Consider the following 18652-nt stretch of genomic DNA (forward strand, 5'->3'; position numbering starts at 1 on the left):
ANGGCAGATCGTCGGCGTCACCCTGCCGGCGGCCGAAAGCGAGTTGGGCGATGCCGGCATGGCGACGCTGGGCAGCGAGCTTGACGGCATCGCCGGCCGCCTGTCCGCCCGCGCCGTCGACCGCATCCAGCAGGAGCATGCGCAGGAGCGCCGCGGCGCCATCTTCGCCTTCCCGTCGCAGCTGGCCTCGCTGAAGGAGCCGCTGCTCGATTTCGTCGCCGCCGCCTTCAAGGCCAACCGCTATGAGCCGGCGCTGCGGCTGCGCGGCGTCTATTTCACCAGCGGCACCCAGGAAGGCACGCAGATCGACCGGCTGATCGGCGGGCTGGCCGAGAGCTTCGGCCTGCCGGCGGCGCCCTTCCGCGGCGGCGCCGTCGCCGCCGGGCAGCAGCGCAGCTATTTCCTCGGCGGGCTGCTGAACGATCTGGTGTTCCGCGAGGCCAATCTGGTCGGCTTCGACCCGTCGGCGGAACGGCGGCGCATCTGGGTTCCGCGCATCGCCTACAGCCTGTTCGGGCTGGTGACGGTCGCCGCCACCGCCGCCTGGGTCGCCAGCTATCTCGGCAATGCCGGGCTGATCGACCGCGAACAGCAGGCGGTCGATGCCTATCGCCCGAAGGCGGAGGCGCTGGCCGCCGGCACGGTCGCCGACGACGACATCCGCCGGGTGCTGCCGGTGCTGAACGAACTGCGCGCCCTGCCGGCCGGCCACGACACGCAGGCGCTGAAGCAGAGGCTGGCGCTCGATTTCGGGCTCTACCAGGGCGACAAGCTGGAGGATGCCGGCGACGCGCTGTATCGCCGCGCGGTCAACGGGCTGCTGGTGCCGCGCCTGCTGGTGCGGGTGCAGCGCGACCTGCGCGACCGGCTGGTCGCCGATGACGCCCCGGCGGTGGAGGCGCTGCTGCGGCTCTACCTGACGCTGGGCGGCGCCGGGCCGGTCAATGGCGAGGAGGTGAAGGCCTGGACCGTCGGCTGGCTGCGCCGCGTCTCGCCGCCGCCGGGCGAGGACGAGACCAAGGCGCTGCTCGGCCACATCGATGCCGGGCTGGGCGCCCCCGCCGGCCTGCCGAAGGTCAATCTGGATGCCGAGCTGATCCGCCAGTCGCGCGAGGTGCTGGCCCGCACGCCGCTGGCCGCCCGCGCCTATGCCGCCATCCGCGACGGCGAGGCTGCGCGCAAGCTGCAGGAATGGCGCCCGACCGAACAGGCCGGGCCGGAAGGCGACCGGGTGTTCCGCCGCTCCTCCGGCGCGCGGTTCAGCGACGGCATTCCGGGATTCTACACGCAGCAGGGCTTCACCGGCGTGATGCTGCCGGGCCTGCCCGGTGCGGCGCGGTCGGTGCGCGATCTCAGCTGGCTGCTCGGCCCCCCGCGCGGGGAAGAGGCCGGACCGGAGCTGGAGACGGCGGCGCTGACCCTGTATCTGCGGGATTATGCCGGGCGCTGGGACGCGCTGCTGAACGACATCACCCTGGTGCCGGCGGCCAACCCGAAGGCGCTGGGCGAGGCGGTCAACATCCTGTCCGGCCGCAGTTCTCCCCTGCAGAAGCTGCTGGCGGCGGTGGCGAACGAGACGACGCTGCAGCGCGTGCCGGAGGCGCCGGCCGGCGCCTCCCCCGCGGTGGCCGCGGTGGCCGCGGCGGTCGCCGACAGCGGCGTCGCCAAGCTGGTCACCCAGATGGTGGACGACCGCTTCCGTCCACTGAACGACTTCACCCGCAACAGCGGCAATGCCCGGCTTGAGGAACTTCTGCGCCAGCTGGAGGGCGTGCATGCGGTGCTGGCGCGGCTGTCGCTGGGCTCCGGCAGCGGGCAGAAGCTGTTCGATCTGGCGGCAAGCGGCGGCGGCGAGGTGTTCCAGAAGCTCGCCGCCGACATGGCCTATTACCCGCAGCCGGTCCGCCGCTGGACCGAGGAGCTGGTGGAGCAGGGGACGGCGCGGACGCTCAGCGGCGCGCGGTCGCAGATCAACGCCGAATGGCAGAGCACGGTGCTGCCCTGGTGCCGCCGCGCGCTGGACAACCGCTATCCCTTCGTCAAAGGCGCCTCGGCCGATGTCGGCATGGATGACTTCGCCCGGCTGTTCGCCCCCGGCGGGCTGATCGACGCCTTCTTCGCCAACCGGCTGCGCCCCTTCGTCGACACGACGAAGGAGCCCTGGCGCTGGCAGCCGTCGGCGGCCGACCTTGGCATTCCGTCGTCGGTGCTGCCGGCCTTCCAGCATGCGGCTATGATCCGCGACGCCTTCTTCCCCGATGGCGGCCGGGTGCCGTCGCTGCGCTTCGAACTGCGCCCGACCTATCTCGGCGCCGGGGTGGAGCAGGTGGATCTGGACATCGACGGCCAGCGCATGACCTTCGCCCGCAATGCCACGCTGGCGCAGGGGCTGCAATGGCCGAAGCCGGGCGGGGCGGGCGATCTGCGCGTCACCTTCACCGGCCAGCCGACCGAACCGCCGGAGATGACCCAGCGCACCGGAAGCTGGGCCTGGTTCCGCACGCTGGACGCCAGCCGCGGCCGCAAGGGATCGGTGCCCGACCGCATCCCGTTGAGCTTCGCCGCCGCCGGCAAGTCGGCCAGCTTCGACGTGCGGATGACCAGTGCGGTCAACCCCTTCTCGATCCGCGATCTCAAGGACTTCCGATGCCCGGACAGCCTGTGATGGGCCAGCCGGTGATGGGAAACACGGGCTGTTTCGGGAAGCTGCCGGCGCGGGGCGACTTCCTGCTGCGCGGGCTGCCGCGCGCCTTCGCCGACCCATGGCACGATTGGCTGCTCGACGGGTTGCAGGCCAGCCGCGCTGCGCTGGGCGGGGGGTGGATGGACCGCTACCTCAATGCGCCGATCTGGCGCTTCACGCTGGAGGCCGGAATCTGCGGGCCGCAGGCGGCGGCCGGGGTGATGATGCCAAGCGTCGACAAGGCCGGGCGGCAGTTCCCGCTGGCGCTGGTCGCCCTGTTCGCCCCCGGCCGGACCGCCGCCGGAGCCGAAAGCGATGCCGCATGGTTCGAGGCGGCGGAGGAGTTGGCGCTGTCCGTCCTGACCCACACGCTGGACGTGGAGGCCTTCGTCGGCTCCGTCGCTGCGCTGTCGGTGCCGCAACAATCGGGTGAGGCGCCTTCCACCGGCGCCCGCTGGTGGACGCTGGGCGGGGAGGGCGTGGCGGAGCAGGGCTTCACCAGCGCCGGCTTGCCGCCTTCCGCGAACTTCACCCATTTCCTGACCGGCCGTGCCGAGGAGGAGGGGGCGTGATGCAGTTCACCCAGGACGACCGCATGTTGTCGCTGGAAACTCCGGCCGGACCCGACGTGCTGCTGGTGGAGCGGGTGCAGGGGCGCGAGGCGCTGTCCAGCCCCTTCCTCTACCGCATCGACGCGCTCGGCCCCATCGAACCGCTGGCGGCCGAGACCATCGTCGGCAACAGCGTCAACATCGGCTTCCGCCAGTTGGACGGCGAGCGCCACTATGTCAACGGCATCGCGCGCTCGCTCGGCGTCGGCGTGCCGGTCGGGCGCGACCAGCGCTATTACACCATCGAGGTGGTGCCCTGGCTGTCGCTGCTGTCCTACACCAGCGATTGCCGCATCTTCCACAGCCTGGGCGGCGGCGGGCCGATGGCGGTGCCGAAGATCGTCGAGACGATCTTCCAGGAATTCGGCTTTTCCAACTTCGAATTCCGCAGCCTGAGCGGCAATTACCAGCCGCGGGAATACTGCGTCCAGTACAACGAGACCTATTTCGACTTCATCAGCCGGCTGCTGGAAGAAGAGGGCATCTATTACTACTTCGCGCATGAGCGCGACCGCCACAAGCTGATCCTGTCCGACAGCGCCGCCGGCTATGGCAAGCTGTCGCCGGCCACCTTGCGCTTCAACCCCAGCGGCCAGTATGCCGACCAGATCGAGCGGTGGGAGCGGGTCTATTCCATCGCGTCGGGCCGCTGGGCGACCAAGGACTACGATTTCCAGGCGCCGCGCACGGCGCTGGACAGCGGCGAGGCGTCGGTCGCCAAGGTCCCGGTTTCGACCAAGTACGAGCTGTTCGAATATCCCGGCCGCTATGCCACGCGCGACGCCGGTTCGGCGCTCGCCCGCCGCCGGATGGAGACGGAGGAGCGCGGGCTGGAGGGGGTGCGCGGTGTCGGCGCCTGCCGCAGCCTGCATCCCGGCATGATCTTCGCCCTGACCGAGCATCCGACAGCGGCGGAGAACAACCAGCCGGTGGTGGTGGCTGAGCTGGAGTTCGACGCCTGCAACGAGGGCTTCCTGCCCGGCGACAAGCGCAAGGCGTCCTACGGCAACAGCTTCCGCGCCTTGCCAGCCAAGGCGGTGGTGCGGCCGGAGCGGCGGACGCCCAAGCCGTCGGTGCGCGGCATCCAGACCGCCTTCGTCGTCGGCCCGGCGGGGGAGGAGATCTACACCGACAAGTTCGGCCGCATCATGGTGCAGTTCCATTGGGACCGCCGCGGCCGGTCGGACGAGAAAAGCTCCTGCTGGATCCGGGTGGCGCAGAGCTGGGCCGGGCACCAGTGGGGCATGCAGACGGTGCCGCGCATCGGCATGGAGGTGCTGGTCGATTTCGTCGACGGCGATCCCGACCGGCCGATGGCGATCGGCGTGGTCAACAACGCCGACGCGCTGCCGACCTACGCCCTGCCCGAACACAAGACGCGCTCCGGCATCAAGACGCGCAGCTCGCCCGGCGGGCGCGGCTTCAACGAAATCCGGTTCGAGGACAAGGCGGGCAAAGAGCAGATCTTCCTCCATGCACAGCGCGACTACGACCTGCGCATCGGCCATGACAGCCGCACCTCGGTGGCGTCGGGCCAGCATGTGAACGTCGCCGGCGGCCTGTGGGAATGGGTGGGCAGGAACCACCACGCCACGGTGGACGGCGACCATGTGGAATCCATCGGCGGCGGCGTGTCGCGCACCGTCGGCGTCGACCTGCACGACAAGATCGGCACCAACTATGCGGTCCATGCCGGGGCGAACCTGTGCCTGGAGGCCGGCGCTTCGCTGACGCTGAAGGTCGGCGGCAACTTCATCACGCTGAGCCCGGCCGGCATCGCCATGAACGGCACCATGGTGCTGATCAACAGCGGCGGGGCGGCCAACGGTCTGAGCGCCTCGCCGGCCAAGCCGGACAAGCCGTCGCCGGCCGACAAGGACAAGGGCGGAACGATACCGGCCCCGCCGAAGGCCAAGCTGCCGCGCCCGGCGCAAAGCCACACCCCGAAGACAGCGGCCCAGGCGATGGTGATGCGCAGCGCCGCCGCGTCCAACACACCGCTGTGCGAGATCTGCCAGACATGACCCCCGGCATGACCCCAGACACGAGCAGGGCGATGACAGAGCTTTCCACGCGCCGCTCCCCGCAGGAGGTGGTCGCGCGCCTTGCCCATCATCTGTGGCCGCAGGGGGATGACCGAAGGGAAGAGGCGCGCGCGCTCTACATGATCGTCGATGCCGCCCGCGATCCCGGCCTCTATCCCGGCCTGCTGGCGCGGGAGGAGGAGGCCGACATGCGTTCCCTCTACCAGGGCGACACGGCGAGCGAACTGGCTGAGGTGGCGCCCTATCTTGTCCGGCTGACCCGCGGCAGCGCCGTCGCCGACTGGCTGGTGGGGGAGGGCTGGGGCCGCGGCTGGGGCATCCTGGTGCAGGCCGACGGCGACATCGACGCGGTGCGCCGCCATTTCCGCAAATTCACCATCGTCAATGGCGAAGGCGGGGCGGCCTATCTGTTCCGTTTCTACGATCCGGCGGTTCTGGGCAGCTTCCTGCCGATCAGCGACGAGGCCCAGCGCGCCGCATTGTTCGGCCCCGGCATCCGGTTCATGATGGAGGATGCGGGCGCCGACGCGCTCGTCCTGTTCGAATCGGTGAACGGCGACCTGCGCCGCGTCGAAATCCCGCTGCGGACCTCTCCGGGCCCCGCATCGGGTGCAGACGCGCCCCGCGTTCGCTGATCCCGAGGCCGGAGGAGACCCGCCCATGCCACCCGCCGCGCGCCTGACCGACATGCACACCTGCCCGATGACGACCGGTCCGGTCCCGCATGTCGGCGGCCCCATCGTCAGTCCGGGCGTGCCGGCGGTCCTGATCGAGTTCCTGCCGGCCGCGGTGGTGACGGACATGTGCGTCTGCGTCGGCCCGCCCGACGTGATCGTGAAGGGATCGGCGACGGTGGTCGTCGGCGGCCGGCCGGCGGCACGGCTGGGCGACCGGACCGCCCATGGCGGCGTGATCGTGACCGGCGCGCCGACGGTGGTGATCGGCGGCTGACCGCCGGGCAAGAGGGTTCTGGCAGCGGGTTTGGAGAACGTGGAATGCTGAGGCTGAGGATCGTTTCGGACCATCGGGCGTCGCTGGGCGGCAATGCCGAGAAGACGCTGCATGGCGGCGACCTCACCGTCGGGCGCGGGGTCGAGAATGGCTGGATCCTTCCCGATCCCGACCTGCTGCTGTCGCGCCAGCACTGCGTCTTCGAGAAGGCCGGGGCCGGCTACCGTGTGATCGACACCAGCACCAACGGCGTCTTCCTCAACGGGTCCGACCGGCCGCTCGGCCGCAATGTCCCGGCGGATCTCAGGTCGGGCGACCGCATCCGCGTCGGCCGCTTCATCATCGAGGCGACGGTGGAAACGCTGTCCGCCCCCAGCTTCACCGAGATCTCCGGCGCCTTCCGGCTGGGCGGGAGGGATGACTCGCCCGATCCCTTCGCCCCGCCCCCGGCCCCGGCCCATGCCGCTGCACCGGACCGGTTCGACGAGCTGTTCGCCGACCCTGCGGTGCGCCCGTTCGAACACCGGCCGCTGCGGTCGGAAGAGGCGCCCTTCGATGCCTGGACCTCCTCCAGCAGCGGCGCCGCCCCGCGCGAGCGGGCGGAGGACTGGCGCTTCGGCACGCTGGACGACCATTCCGATCCGCTGCACCAGTCGCTGTCGATCGGCGTCTCGTATCAACCGTCTGCCGCCGCACCGCCGCCGTCGGTTGGCGGCATCCCCGACGACTGGGACGACGAGCTGTTCGCCCCGCTGAAGCCGGCGGCCTCCGCCGTTCCGGACCCGGTTTTCCCCGCCGTGTCGAAGACGGCACAGCCGCTGCCGGAAGACTGGAACATCGACGAGACGCTGCCCGACCCGGCGGCCGACCCGCTGCCGGTGGAGCCGCCGCCGGTCGCCCGGATGGCCGAGCCGATTCCGCTGCCGGACGACTCCGTCATCGTTCCCCATGCGGCGCCACAGTTCGTACCGCCGCCTCCCGTGCCGGCCGCCGCGCCGGTCGCCGTTCCTGCCGCTGCGCCCGTCGCCGATGCGGGGGCTGCGGTCGCCGCCTTCTATGAGGGGTTCGGCGCGCCGCTGCCGCCGGAGGGGCTGCCGGATCCGAATGCGATGATGCGCGGCCTGGGCGAGGCGCTGCGCGTCAGCCTGGGCGCGCTGCATGGCTCGCTGCGGGCACGCTCCCGCTTCAAGGACGAGTTCCATCTGGAGCAGACCAGCTTCCGCCCGGCGGGGGAGAACCCGCTGAAGCGGTGCGAGACGCTGGACGAGGCGGTGTCGGTGCTGGCCAACCCGCGCCTGCGCGGCTTCCTGCCGATGGCCGATGCGGTGCGCGAGGCGGCGAGCGACGTGCAGGTCCACCACCTCGCCTATGCCGCGGCGCTGCAGACCGCGCTGAAGCAGGTGGTCGCCAAGTTCGATCCCGGCGCGCTCAGCCAGCGGCTGGAGACGCGGCTGCTCGACAGCATCGTCCCGGCGGCGCGCAAGGCCCGCTATTGGGACCAGTACGAGGCGCTCTACAAGGATCTGGTGGTCGAGCTGGAAGAGGATTTCGACCGGGTCATCGGCGACGCCATCGCCCGCGAGTACGACCGTTTCGTGCGTGGTGAACTCGGGGGCGATACCAGCGGTGCTCCGGAGGGCGGAAAGCCGGACTGACCCGCCGCCGCTCCACCCTTCGACACCGCCCGCCCCTTCCCGAACCGGACCGCATCCCGCCATGGCCCAGACCCCCGACGACAGCCACGAGCCCACCGCCATCCTGCCGGCCGCGCCCGGAGGCGCGAAGCAGGGGGCGGATGCCGAGGCGACAAGGCTGACCACGCCGCCGGCAGCCGCCACCCCGGTGCCTGGGGCGTCCGTCGCCCCGTCCTCGGTTACTGCGGCGTCCGTCTCCGGTGTCGACGCGGCGGGTGGACGGGCGGCGCCGGCGCCGATCGGGCCGGGCACCCTGCTGAGCCATACCTATGAGGTGGCCGGGCTGATCGCCCGCGGCGGCATGGGCGAGGTGCACCGTGCCCGCCATGTCGACATGAACACCTGGCATGCGGTGAAGGTGATCCGGCCGGAACTGGCGCAGGACGCCAAGATGGTGGAGCTTCTGCGGCGCGAGGCGGCGGCGCTGCGCGAGATCCGGCATGAGGCGGTGGTGTCCTACGACGGCGTCTTCCGCGACGAGTATGGCCGGATCCTGCTGTCGATGGAGTATCTCGACGGGCCGTCGCTGCAGGAGGTGCTGCAGGGCGGGCCGCTCGACCCGGATGACGTCGCCATTCTGCTCGACCGCGTCGCCTCGGGGCTGGCGGCGGCGCACCAGCGCGGCATCGTCCACCGCGACATGTCCACCGACAACGTCATCCTGCCCGGCCGCGAGATCGCCAACGCCAAGATCATCGACTTCGGCATCGCCAAGCAGACCGCAGGCGGAGCGGGGACGGTCATCGGCGACGCCTTCGCCGGCAAGTACGGCTATGCCTCGCCCGAGCAGTTCGGGCTGTTCGGCGGGCAGGTCGGGCCGCAGTCGGACATCTACAGCGCCGGGCTGGTGCTGGCCGCGGCGGCGCTCGGCCGTCCGCTGGACATGGGCCGCACGCCGCAGGCGATGATCGAGCGGCGCATGGCTGTGCCCGACCTGTCGGCGCTGGCCGAGCCGTTGCGCGGCGTCCTATGCTCCATGCTGGAGCCCGATCCGCAGAACCGCGCAAAAACGATGACGGAACTGGTCGGCGCGCTGACCCGGCGCCCGGCGGAGATCACGCCCTTCGACGCCACGCCCTTCCCAGCCGCGACCCCTGCGACCGAGGAGCCGAGGCCGGCGGTGGCCGAGAGGCAGGCGAAGACGGTTGGGGCGCCGGCCGCGCCGGCGAAGAAGGCTCCGGTCGGGCTGATTGCCGGTGGCGTCGGCGGTCTGGTGGCGGCAGGCGTCGCCGGTTTCCTGCTGTTCGGGCAGTCGCAGCCGCCGGCCCAATCGACGGCGCCGGTGAAGGAAGCCGCGGGTCCCGCTACTCCCGCCCCTGCAACTCCCGCCGTGCCGCCTGCGGCCATGACGACGGCGCCGCTCGGCTCGTCCACTCCGTCGGCGCCCTCCCCAACGCCTGCGGAGCCCGTGAAGGCGGAGGCGCCGGCTCCCGCGGCTCCCGTGCCGCCGCTGCCGGTCATCCCGGCCGTCCAGACCGTCGCACCGCCCGCTCCTACGACACCCCCCGCACCGTCCCAGGTCGTGCAGGCCGCGCTTCCGGTCGCTCCGCCTGTGCCGACGATCACGCCGGCCGAGGCCCGCAAGAGGGTGGAGGCCGCGGCGGGCGGGTTCGCCTGCTCCGGAGTCAGGGCGGCGGAGACCGGCAAGGGCCTGCGCATCGGCGGCTATGTCGGCAGCGATGCCGATGCCGGCGCGCTGAAGGCGGCGATCACCGGCCTGCCGGGCGGCGTCGACATCGATGCGCGCGTCGCCGTCCGTCCCTGGCCGCTGTGCGAGGCGCTGGGCGTCGCCGGGCTGCCGGCGCGGGCGGAGGGGCGGGGGGCCGATGCGCTGGGGCTGGGCCTGAACCGGCCGTCGATGGTCTATCGCCAGGGTGAGAAGCTGGAGGTCACGGTGACCGCCGGCATGCCGGGCTATCTGACCGTCGATTACATCGACATCGAAGGCAACGCGATCCACATGGTGCCGATGCGCCTGCGCCGCGACGACCGCATCGACGCCGGCCGTCCCGTCACGCTGGGGGTCGCGAAGTCGCCCAGCGACCGCGTCTACACCATCGCGCCGCCTTACGGCCCGGCGATGATCCTGGCGCTGGTGACGCGCGAACCGCTGTTCCCCGCCGAGCGTGAGGAGGTGGAGCCCGCCGGTCCCTATCTGGCCAGCCTGCGCGCGGCCATCGCCAAGGCCGAGGCTAAGGGAAACGTCGTCGTCCAGTCCGCCTTCTTCACCACAGTGGCCGAGTAGCCGGGCCGATGGACAGCGGCGGTCGGCGTCTCGCCGTCATTGGCGGTGCACTGGCGCTCTGTGCGCTGGTGGGCGGGTTTCTGGGGATTGGCATCGACTGGCTGGCCGGACCCAAGGGTCCGCCGCCGGTCGTGGTCGTGGAGCCGCCGCCGCCGATTCCGGTCCCGAGCGCCATCCCGGCTGCCGATGTTCCGGCCGCAAGTCCGGCGCCCGCCCAGCCTCCGGCGTTCTCGGACCTGTCGTGCCCCGCGGGCTTGCCGGACGGGCCGGCGCCGCGCTGCCACAGCCTGCGGGTGCCGTCTGACTGGCAGCGGCCTGACAGCCTGCCGCTCGACCTGTTCGTGATGGTGCTGCCGGCGTTGAAGGGCATGCCCGCCGCCGATCCGGTGGTGGTGCTGGCCGGCGGTCCGGGGCAGGGCGGCAGCGACGATCCGCGCGGCACCGCGGCGATGCTGGCGCCGATGCGCGCCAACCGCGACATCATCCTGGTGGACCAGCGCGGCACCGGCAGGTCGGTGCCGTCCTTGCGCTGCCCGGCGCTGGACCCGCTGCGCATCTGGTTCGGCGGCGTGACGGCGGAGGATGCCGTTGCCTGCCTCGATCCGCTGCGCCGCGCCGGCTACCGGCTTGAGGATTTCGACAGCGGGCAGAGTGCGGCTGACCTGCGGGCGCTGCGCGGGGCGCTGGGGGTGGAGCGCTGGAACGTCGTCGCGACCTCCTATGGCGGGGTGCTGGCCCAGGCGCTGCTGCGCCTCGACGGGGCGGCGGTGCGCAGCCTCGTGCTGAACTCTCCGGCGGCGGTGGATGCGACGTGGCTCGATCTCGACCGGCTGACCGCGATCCGGCAGGCCCATCGCCGGATGGTGGAGGATTGCGCCGCCCAGCCCGAGTGCGCCCGCGCCTTCCCGCAGCTGGGGCAGGCGGTGGAGCGGCTGGCGGCGGCGCTGGAACGGCGGCCGCTGGAACTTCGCCTCCGCCATCCCGGCACCGGGCGGGAAAGCGAGCTGCAACTCACCTGGCCGATGCTGGCGAATCTGCTGGCCCTGCGGCTGGGCAGTGCCGACGGGATGGTGGTCGTCCCGGCCCTGCTCGACCGGCTCGACCGAGCCGTTGCGCGGACTGGCGGGGCGGGGCCGCTGGAGGATGCGGCGGCGCTGTCCCTGATGGTGCCGCCGGCCATCTGGGGCGTGCTGGACAGCCTCGCCTATGGGTTGAACCTGACGGTGGGATGCCGGGAGAACCGTCCGCGCATCGATGCCGCCGCCGCCCGGCGCGCCGCGGCCGACCTGCGCCCCCATGTGGTGGCGGACGCGGTGGAGACCGATTACGACGCGGCCTGTCCGGTGCTGAACCTGCCGCCCATCGATGCGTCCTTCTACCAACCAGTCGAATCCGACGTGCCGGCGCTGATCCTGACCGGCGCCTATGACACCTTCACCGCCCCGGCGCGTGCCGAGGCGATGGGGCGCAGTCTCAAGCGGGCGACGCCGATGTCCTTCCGCGGCCTCGGCCATGACGTGCTGGGAATCAGCCAATGCGGGCGGAGCGCCGCCGCCCGCTTCGTCGAGACGCTGTCCGTCGGCGATGCCGGGGCCTGTGTCGAACGGCTGCTGCCGCCGACCTTCGCCACCCGGCTGCCCGAACGGTGAGGCCGGTCGCCTCTCTTTTGCGTGCCGCTCTCGCCGTCCTGCCTCTGCTGCCGGCCGGCTGCGCCGCGGTTCCGCGGGAACGGGTTGCGGCGGTCGATGAGGCTGCCGGAGCCGCCGGCCTGTTGCCGCGGCGCTTTGCGGCGGCGCCCTTCACCCTGGCCGGCTGGCTGCGCTCCGGCGGGGCCGGGCCGCTGGTCGTCTATATCGAGGGCGACGGCCATGCCTGGAGCAGCCCGACCGAGCCCTCGCGCGATCCCACTCCCGGCAACCCGGTGGCGCTGTCGCTGGCGCTGACCGACCCGGCGCCGCGTCTGCTCTATCTCGGCCGGCCCTGCCAGTATGGCGGGGTGGCGACCGACGCCGCCTGCTCCACCCGGATTTGGACGTCACACCGCTTTGCGCCGGAGGCGATCGGCGCCCTCGGCCGCGCGTTGGACGAGGCGAAGCGGGAGAGTGGCGCGGACCGGCTGGTGCTGGTCGGCTATTCCGGCGGCGGGACGGCGGCGGCGCTGCTGGCGGCAAGACGCAGCGACGTGGCGGCGCTGGTGACGGTGGCGGCGCCGCTCGACCTCGCGGCCTGGGCGGCGGCGAAGCGGCTGACGCCGCTGACCGGATCGCTCGACCCGGCGCGGGAGACCGGACGGCTGGCGTCGGTGCCGCAATGGCACATCGCCGCGGGCAGCGACCGGGTGGTGCCGCCGGAGGTGGTGCGCGGCTTCGGGACCCGTGTCGGCGCGCCGGTGCGGGTGGTGCCGGGGATGCAGCATGACGGCGATTGGGCGGCGCTGTGGCCGTCGCTCAGGACCGCGTTCCCGGTGTCGCTGGGAACGGGGCAAGCAGGGTCTTAACGATTTCACCGCCGGCCCCTGCGCGTCCATTGCCAGACGCCGGTGCAAACACTATGATTTCAAAGGTGCAACCCGGGTGTCCGCAGGGGCGAGACCCGTAACGCCTGAGACGATCGGAAGACCCGTATGGACGCTCACGACCTTTCCCTGGACGACAACGGCACGATCCAGGCCATCGGCATCCTCGCCGACGTGCTGGACGGGGTGGAGGGGCCGGGCGGTCTCGACACGGTGCTGGTGTCCAAGGCTCTGCGTCAGGTGATCGCCACCAAGTCGCAGCCGGCCTTCGAGTTCGCCTCCCGCGCCTTCAACACGCTGGACCCGTCGGTGCGCCGTCAGGTGGCGGAAAGCGCGGACGAGGCGGCGCACCATGCGGTGGAGCTGCGCGGCCGGGTCGGCGGCTTCCTGTCGACCGCCCCGAAGAAGCCGGTTCCCCAGGGCCCGGTGGTCGGCCAGCAGCCGAACTTCATCACCGCGCTGAACCTGCGCTCCCGCCGCCGGCCGAATTCGCCGTCGTAAGTCAGGGCGCTTCAGCCGGTCTCCTGCGGCCTCATCTCCTGCGGCAGCGTGTCGAGCAGCGCGCAGTCCCAATAGGGGCGCGGGCCGAAACGCTGGACCAGGAAATCGACGAACACCCGCACCTTCGGCGACAGGTGGCGGTTCTGCGGATAGACCGCGTTGACGCTCACCTCCGATGGGACATAGCTGTGCAGGACGCTGACCAGTTCACCGCGCGTCAGCGCCTGTCCGCACAGGAAGGTCGGCGACAGGATGAAGCCGACGCCTGACATCGCCGCCTCGCGCAGCAGGTCGCCGTTGTTGCTGCGGATCGGTCCCGACACCCGGATGTTGCGCGTCTCCCCGTCCACCGTGAACTGCCAGATGTCGGGCGTCGGCACGTTGGTGTAGATCAGGCAGGCGTGCCGGGCGAGATCGTCCGGGCTTTCCGGCACCCCGTGCTTTTGCAGATAGGCCGGGCTGGCGCACAGCGCCATCCGCGCGGGAGCCAGCCGCCGGGCGATCAGCGAGCTGTCGCGCAGCCGGCCGATGCGGACCGCCAGATCATAGCCCTCGTCGACCAGATCGACCGTGCGGTCGTTCAGGTCCATGTCGATCTCGATGGCCGGATAGCGGTCGAGGAATTCCGCCACCGCCGGGGCAAGATGCATGATGCCGAAGCTGACCGGCGCGTTCAGCCGCAGACGGCCGCGCGGGGCGGCGTGCAGATCGGCGACCGCCTGCTCCGCCTCTTCCAGATCGGCGAGGATGCGGGTGCAGCGCTCGTAATAGGCCTGCCCCACTTCGGTCAGGCTGAGCTTGCGGGTGGTGCGGTTGAGCAGCCGCGCGCCGAGCCTGTTTTCCAGCTCGCCGATGCGGCGGGAGACCACCGACTTCGACAGGTTGAGCCGGTCGGCGGCGGCGGTGAAGCTCTTGGTGTCCACCACCTTGATGAAGGCGAGCATGTCGTCGAGGCGATCCATGGCATTGTTGTACACCCGGAAACAATGAGGTGCCAAGATCCGGGATTACCGGAAGCGCCGCCGCACCCTATGTCTGGTGTCACCGCCGGGCCAAAACCGGTCGCGGCGAGCCAATTCACCAACCGAACAGGGAGTGGCGACGATGGCGAAGGTTCTGGTCCTCTATTACAGCAGCTGGGGCCATGTGTCGGAGATGGCGCAGGCGGTGGCCGAAGGCGCCCGCTCCGTCGCCGGGACCGAGGTGGCGGTGAAGCGCGTGCCCGAACTGGTGCCGGAAGCGGTCCGCCAGTCCGCCCATTACAAGGACGAGAGCGACATCCCCGTCGCCACGGTGGACGAGTTGGCCCAGTATGACGCCATCGTCATCGGCACGCCGACCCGCTATGGCAACATGGCCTCGCAGATGAAGAACTTCCTCGACCAGACCGGCGGCCTGTGGGCCAAGGGTGCGCTGGTCGGCAAGGTCGGCGCGGCCTTCACCTCCACCGCCACCCAGCATGGCGGGCAGGAGAGCACCATCCTCAGCACCCACACCGTGCTTCTGCATCTGGGCATGGTGATCGTCGGCCTGCCTTACTCCTTCCAGGGCCAGATGGGCGTTTCGGAGGTGATGGGCAACTCGCCCTATGGCGCCAGCACCATCGCCGGCGGCGACGGTTCGCGCCGGCCGAGCGCGGTCGAGCTGGACGGCGCCCGCTTCCAGGGCCGCCATGTCGCCGAGATCGCGACGAAGCTGCACGGTTGACGACGGGCAGACGCTGAAAAGAGAGGAGGGAGCCGTGGGCCTGCTGATCGATGGACAGTGGCGCGACCAGTGGTACGACACCAGGAAGACCGGTGGTGCGTTCGTCCGGACCGAGGCGCAGTTCCGCGACCGGGTGTCGGCCGACGGCTCCACCCCCTACCCGGCGGAGGCCGGGCGCTATCACCTGATGGTGTCGCTGGCCTGCCCCTGGGCGCACCGCACGCTGATCTTCCGCAAGCTGAAGCGGCTGGACGACGTGATCGGCGTCAGCGTCGTCGATCCGCTGATGCTGGCGGACGGCTGGACCTTCGCCGAACCGGAACCCGTGACCGGCGCCCGCCGCCTCTATGAGGTCTATCTGCAGGCGAAGCCCGGCTACAGCGGCCGGGTGACCGTGCCGGTGCTGTGGGACAGGAAGACCGGCGGCATCGTGAACAACGAGTCGGCGGAGATCATCCGCATGCTCAACCGCGAGTTCGACGCCTTCACCGACATGCGCACCGACTTCTGCCCGCCGGATCTGGTGGAGGAGATCGACCGCGTGAACGCCTTCGTCTATGACGCCGTCAACAACGGCGTCTACAAGGCCGGCTTCGCCACCTCGCAGGACAAGTACGAGGCCGCCTTCGATGCCCTGTTCGCGGCGCTGGACGAGATCGACGCCACGCTGGCGACCCGGCGCTGGCTGGTCGGCAACCGGCTGACCGAGGCCGATTGGCGCCTGTTCACCACGCTGGTCCGTTTCGACGCGGTCTATGTCGGCCATTTCAAGTGCAACAGGCGGCGGATTGCCGACTATCCGCACCTGTCGGGCTATCTGCGCGACCTCTATCAGGTGGCGGGCGTGGCGGAGACGGTGAATTTCGACCACATCAAGCGCCATTACTACGGCAGCCACGCCACCATCAACCCCACCGGCATCGTGCCGAAGGGGCCTGACCTGGACCTCGACGCGCCGCATGGGCGGGAGGCTTTGGGGCCGGAGGCGCTGGAGGCGTGACGGATCGGCCGGCGGCCGCTGGCGAGCCGGCCGGTACCCGTCAGGGCTTGTGGCAGCGGGCCATGTCTTCCGGGTTGCCCATCGCTTCGCACTGGAATCCGTTGGAGAACTTGAAGCGCAGCGGCCCGGTCTTGCGCACGCTGACCACCGGCTTCTTGCCGGTGTCCTGGAATTCCACCCAGGCGGAACTGTCGAAGCGGGTCTGCAGCCCGTTGCTGAGCCGCACCCGGCCCTGGTTGTCCTTGATCACCTGGATGCCGGTGTTGAACAGCAGGTTCGGCCCGTCCTGCTTCGCCGACAGGCCGTTGGTGCAGTTGACGCCCTCCGGCTTCACGGCCACGCACTCGAAGGAGCCGGGCTGGCTGGCGGTGAGGACCATCGCATAGACGGCGACTTCCAGAACGTTGAGCGGCATGGGCGTACACCGGGTGATTGGTGGCGGCTGATTGGTGGCTGGTTCGAAAGAGCGCAGGACCGCGGCGGGACGCCGTTCGCGCTTCCTCCGTCTTACGGACCATGTGGTTACGAAAGAGATAATGTCGCGCCTGCGGTCGAATCTTGCGTGGCCACGCCCTTCCGCCCGCCGCAGGCGTGACCATGACCGGTGCGGCGGCCCGGCAACTGGACTTGCGTGGCCCGGACCGGTAGAAGCGGTCGCATCGGCCATGGCTTCGGCCATTTGCTTCAGCCAGAGGGGGCGGGCGCAATCCCATGACGTTCCAACAGCGTTTGATCCTGCTGGTCACCGGTCTGGTGCTGCTGGCGGTGGTGGCGGTCACCACGACGATGGCATTCACCACGCGCGCGGTGCTGACCGAGCGGATCGAGGCGGAGGCGCGGCTGACCGCCGGCCTGCTCGCCCGTGGCGCCGCCCAGGCCGTCGACCTCCCGCGCGAGGTCGATGCCCTGCTGTCCGAACGGCTGCTGTCGGAAGCGACGCTGACCGCCCATCTGGTGGCGCTGGCGGAAACGGCGAAGCTGGCGCCCAAGGCCATCAACGACCGGCTGAAGCAGATCGCCGAGTCGGGCGGCCCTGACGAGATGTGGATCACCGACAACCGCGGCCGGGCCTATCTGCACAATCTGCCGGGTCCGGATCCTGTCTTCGGCCAGGATGCCAAGAGCGGGCCGCGCCATGGTGCCTACAGCGGCCTGCTGAACCGGTCGCCCGCATCCCTGGCGTCGGAGCCGGCGATGGAGAACGGCCGGCTGATGAAATTCGCCGGCGTGACCGGCGTCGACCGGCCGCGCATCGTCCAGGTCGGCGCCGACATGCGGCGTCTGGGGGACCTGCTGCGCAAGTCGGGGGCAGAGGGAGCGATCGACGCGCTGATCGCCACCCGCGCGGTGGAGGCGGCCTGGCTGCTCGACCGCGACGGCCGGGTGCTGGCCCGCGGTGCCGTGGTGTCCAACGGATCGGGCGGTCCGCTGGCCGATGCCGACACCGCCGCGGCCAAGGCGGCGGCGACCGCCGGCGACGTGACCGTCCGCGTGTCGGGCGACGGACTGCTGGCGCTGGCGCCCATCCGCTATGCCGCGGCCAATGCCGCCGCGGCCGGACTGCCGGCGGTTGCGGCCGTGCGCGTTCCCTATACCGAGCCGGGGGCGATGCTGGGCCGGCAGTTGAAGATCGGCGGTCTGGTCGGCGTCTTCGTGCTGGCGCTGGGCGTCTATCTCAGCATGCGCTTCGCCCGCGATCAGATGGCGCCGGTCGAACGGCTGAGCGAAGCGGTCAAGGCGGTGGAGGCCGGGCGCTTCAACCCCCTCAGCCTGAACGAGGCGGCGGACCGCGACGACGAGTTCGGCCGGCTGTCCCGCGTCTTCCGCCGCATGGCGATGGAGGCGACGGCGCGCGAGGAGACCTTGGACGCCCAGCTGGTGATGCGCGGGGCGGAGCTGGAGACCAAGAGCGAGAAGCTGGCCGCCGCCGAACAGCTGATCGAGGAGGAGCAGCGCGCCGCCCGCGACGTGCAGTCCAACCTGCTGCCGCGGCAGCTGCCCGTCGGCCGCGACAGCCAGTTCTTCGGCGCGCTGGTGCCGGGCCATGCCGTCAGCGGCGATTTCTACGATGTGGTCGAGCTGGACGAGCGCTATAGCCTGCTGGTGACCGCCGGCGTGTCGGGCGGCGGCGTGCCGGCAGCCTTCCTGATGCTGATGGTGCGCGCCGCCATCCGCGAGACTGCCCGCCCCGGTGTCGGCCCCGCCGCCATCCTGACCGGCGCCAACGAGCGGCTGTGCGGCGAGAGTCCCTTCAACGGCTTCGCCACCGCCTTCGTCGCCATCTATGACCGTGTCGCCGGCACGCTGGTCCATGCCGCCGCCGGCCACCGCGGCGCCTGCCGCGTCACCCCCGAGGGCGGGGTGGAGTTCCTGTCCGCGGCCGGCGGCCCGGCGTTGGGCATCCGCCGCGGCGCCCCCTATGGCGAGGCGGCCACGGTGCTGAACCAGGACGAGACCCTGTTCCTGTGCACCGATGGCCTGCTGCAGTCGGTGAACGGTCAGCGCGAGCCCTTCGGCGAGGAGCGCCTTGCCGCCGCCTTGGCCCATGGCCGCGGCATGTCTGCCCGCGACCGTGCCGAGCTGGTCCTGCGCAGCGTCCAGGGCCATGTCGGGGAGGGGGCGGTTGCCGGGGATCTGGTGTGTCTGGTGATGCGGCGGCTGCTGCCGGTGACGGAGGCGGTGGAGGCGGTTTGAGGGGGG

The 18652-nt window shown here is 71.0% G+C and carries 15 protein-coding genes; 13 read left to right on the forward strand and 2 right to left on the reverse strand.

The genetic code is table 11. From position 1 onward, the window contains the following. The first annotated feature begins 43 nt into the window (after window positions 1–43). The 10 genes from tssM to A6A40_RS28160 all read left to right on the forward strand — a co-directional run bounded on the left by tssM (window position 44) and on the right by A6A40_RS28160 (window position 13245). Entirely contained in the window at window positions 44–2665 is a 2622-nt protein-coding gene (tssM, locus tag A6A40_RS28115) for a type VI secretion system membrane subunit TssM (RefSeq protein ID WP_250645749.1), read from the forward strand. Beyond that, complete coding sequence (gene tagF, locus A6A40_RS28120) at window positions 2647–3255, forward strand: type VI secretion system-associated protein TagF (protein WP_108549141.1); 609 nt, start codon at window positions 2647–2649, stop codon at window positions 3253–3255. The genes tssM and tagF overlap by 19 nt, the downstream gene beginning before the upstream one ends. Beyond that, window positions 3255–5318, forward strand: a complete 2064-nt coding sequence (locus A6A40_RS28125; protein WP_108549142.1) for a type VI secretion system Vgr family protein — start codon at window positions 3255–3257, stop codon at window positions 5316–5318. The genes tagF and A6A40_RS28125 overlap by 1 nt, the downstream gene beginning before the upstream one ends. Before the next feature lie 32 nt (window positions 5319–5350). Next, on the forward strand, window positions 5351–5974 hold the full coding sequence (locus A6A40_RS28130; RefSeq protein WP_236784113.1) for a DUF4123 domain-containing protein: 624 nt from the start codon (window positions 5351–5353) through the stop codon (window positions 5972–5974). Window positions 5975–5999: 25 nt separating this feature from the next. Next, window positions 6000–6290 (forward strand): PAAR domain-containing protein, encoded by a 291-nt coding sequence (locus A6A40_RS28135; protein WP_108549143.1) that lies wholly within the window; start codon window positions 6000–6002, stop codon window positions 6288–6290. A 44-nt stretch (window positions 6291–6334) separates the two neighbouring features. After that, window positions 6335–7945: a type VI secretion system-associated FHA domain protein TagH gene (gene tagH / locus A6A40_RS28140; RefSeq protein WP_108549144.1), complete on the forward strand. Its 1611-nt coding sequence runs from the start codon at window positions 6335–6337 to the stop codon at window positions 7943–7945. A gap of 61 nt (window positions 7946–8006) precedes the next feature. Then, window positions 8007–10229: a serine/threonine-protein kinase gene (locus tag A6A40_RS28145; RefSeq protein ID WP_108549145.1), complete on the forward strand. Its 2223-nt coding sequence runs from the start codon at window positions 8007–8009 to the stop codon at window positions 10227–10229. Between the two features lie 8 nt (window positions 10230–10237). Continuing rightward, entirely contained in the window at window positions 10238–11878 is a 1641-nt protein-coding gene (locus A6A40_RS28150; protein ID WP_108549146.1) for an alpha/beta fold hydrolase, read from the forward strand. A 17-nt stretch (window positions 11879–11895) separates the two neighbouring features. Beyond that, the gene (locus A6A40_RS28155) at window positions 11896–12726 is read left to right on the forward strand and encodes an alpha/beta fold hydrolase (protein WP_108549147.1); all 831 of its coding nucleotides are present in this window, start codon (window positions 11896–11898) and stop codon (window positions 12724–12726) included. A gap of 126 nt (window positions 12727–12852) precedes the next feature. Beyond that, entirely contained in the window at window positions 12853–13245 is a 393-nt protein-coding gene (locus tag A6A40_RS28160) for a hypothetical protein (RefSeq protein WP_108549148.1), read from the forward strand. A gap of 11 nt (window positions 13246–13256) precedes the next feature. Here A6A40_RS28160 and A6A40_RS28165 read toward each other — a convergent pair whose 3' ends face one another. After that, a complete protein-coding gene (locus tag A6A40_RS28165; protein ID WP_108549505.1) occupies window positions 13257–14207 on the reverse strand; it encodes a LysR family transcriptional regulator in 951 nt (316 codons plus the stop codon). A gap of 142 nt (window positions 14208–14349) precedes the next feature. Between A6A40_RS28165 and wrbA the strand changes: the two genes are divergently transcribed. Then, the gene (gene wrbA, locus A6A40_RS28170; RefSeq protein WP_108549149.1) at window positions 14350–14952 is read left to right on the forward strand and encodes an NAD(P)H:quinone oxidoreductase; all 603 of its coding nucleotides are present in this window, start codon (window positions 14350–14352) and stop codon (window positions 14950–14952) included. Window positions 14953–14986: 34 nt separating this feature from the next. Next, complete coding sequence (locus tag A6A40_RS28175) at window positions 14987–15952, forward strand: glutathione S-transferase family protein (protein WP_108549150.1); 966 nt, start codon at window positions 14987–14989, stop codon at window positions 15950–15952. Between the two features lie 40 nt (window positions 15953–15992). Here A6A40_RS28175 and A6A40_RS28180 read toward each other — a convergent pair whose 3' ends face one another. Beyond that, window positions 15993–16367 (reverse strand): hypothetical protein, encoded by a 375-nt coding sequence (locus A6A40_RS28180; RefSeq protein WP_108549151.1) that lies wholly within the window; start codon window positions 16365–16367, stop codon window positions 15993–15995. Window positions 16368–16663: 296 nt separating this feature from the next. On the opposite strand from A6A40_RS28180, the gene A6A40_RS28185 reads away from it, so the two are divergent. Then, the gene (locus tag A6A40_RS28185) at window positions 16664–18646 is read left to right on the forward strand and encodes a PP2C family protein-serine/threonine phosphatase (protein WP_108549152.1); all 1983 of its coding nucleotides are present in this window, start codon (window positions 16664–16666) and stop codon (window positions 18644–18646) included. Window positions 18647–18652 lie beyond the last annotated feature (6 nt).

It is taken from the genome of Azospirillum humicireducens, assembly GCF_001639105.2.
In the GTDB taxonomy this organism is placed as follows: domain Bacteria; phylum Pseudomonadota; class Alphaproteobacteria; order Azospirillales; family Azospirillaceae; genus Azospirillum; species Azospirillum humicireducens.

What these genes read in the sequence shown, in the direction of transcription:
- tagF (WP_108549141.1), top strand. Translation starts at nt 2,647, where the DNA reads ATGCCCGGACAGCCTGTGATGGGCCAGCCGGTGATGGGAAACACGGGC.
- A6A40_RS28125 (WP_108549142.1), top strand. Translation starts at nt 3,255, where the DNA reads ATGCAGTTCACCCAGGACGACCGCATGTTGTCGCTGGAAACTCCGGCC.
- A6A40_RS28130 (WP_236784113.1), top strand. Translation starts at nt 5,351, where the DNA reads ATGACAGAGCTTTCCACGCGCCGCTCCCCGCAGGAGGTGGTCGCGCGC.
- A6A40_RS28135 (WP_108549143.1), top strand. Translation starts at nt 6,000, where the DNA reads ATGCCACCCGCCGCGCGCCTGACCGACATGCACACCTGCCCGATGACG.
- tagH (WP_108549144.1), top strand. Translation starts at nt 6,335, where the DNA reads ATGCTGAGGCTGAGGATCGTTTCGGACCATCGGGCGTCGCTGGGCGGC.
- A6A40_RS28145 (WP_108549145.1), top strand. Translation starts at nt 8,007, where the DNA reads ATGGCCCAGACCCCCGACGACAGCCACGAGCCCACCGCCATCCTGCCG.
- A6A40_RS28150 (WP_108549146.1), top strand. Translation starts at nt 10,238, where the DNA reads ATGGACAGCGGCGGTCGGCGTCTCGCCGTCATTGGCGGTGCACTGGCG.
- A6A40_RS28160 (WP_108549148.1), top strand. Translation starts at nt 12,853, where the DNA reads ATGGACGCTCACGACCTTTCCCTGGACGACAACGGCACGATCCAGGCC.
- A6A40_RS28165 (WP_108549505.1), bottom strand. Translation starts at nt 14,207, where the DNA reads ATGGATCGCCTCGACGACATGCTCGCCTTCATCAAGGTGGTGGACACC.
- wrbA (WP_108549149.1), top strand. Translation starts at nt 14,350, where the DNA reads ATGGCGAAGGTTCTGGTCCTCTATTACAGCAGCTGGGGCCATGTGTCG.
- A6A40_RS28180 (WP_108549151.1), bottom strand. Translation starts at nt 16,367, where the DNA reads ATGCCGCTCAACGTTCTGGAAGTCGCCGTCTATGCGATGGTCCTCACC.
- A6A40_RS28185 (WP_108549152.1), top strand. Translation starts at nt 16,664, where the DNA reads ATGACGTTCCAACAGCGTTTGATCCTGCTGGTCACCGGTCTGGTGCTG.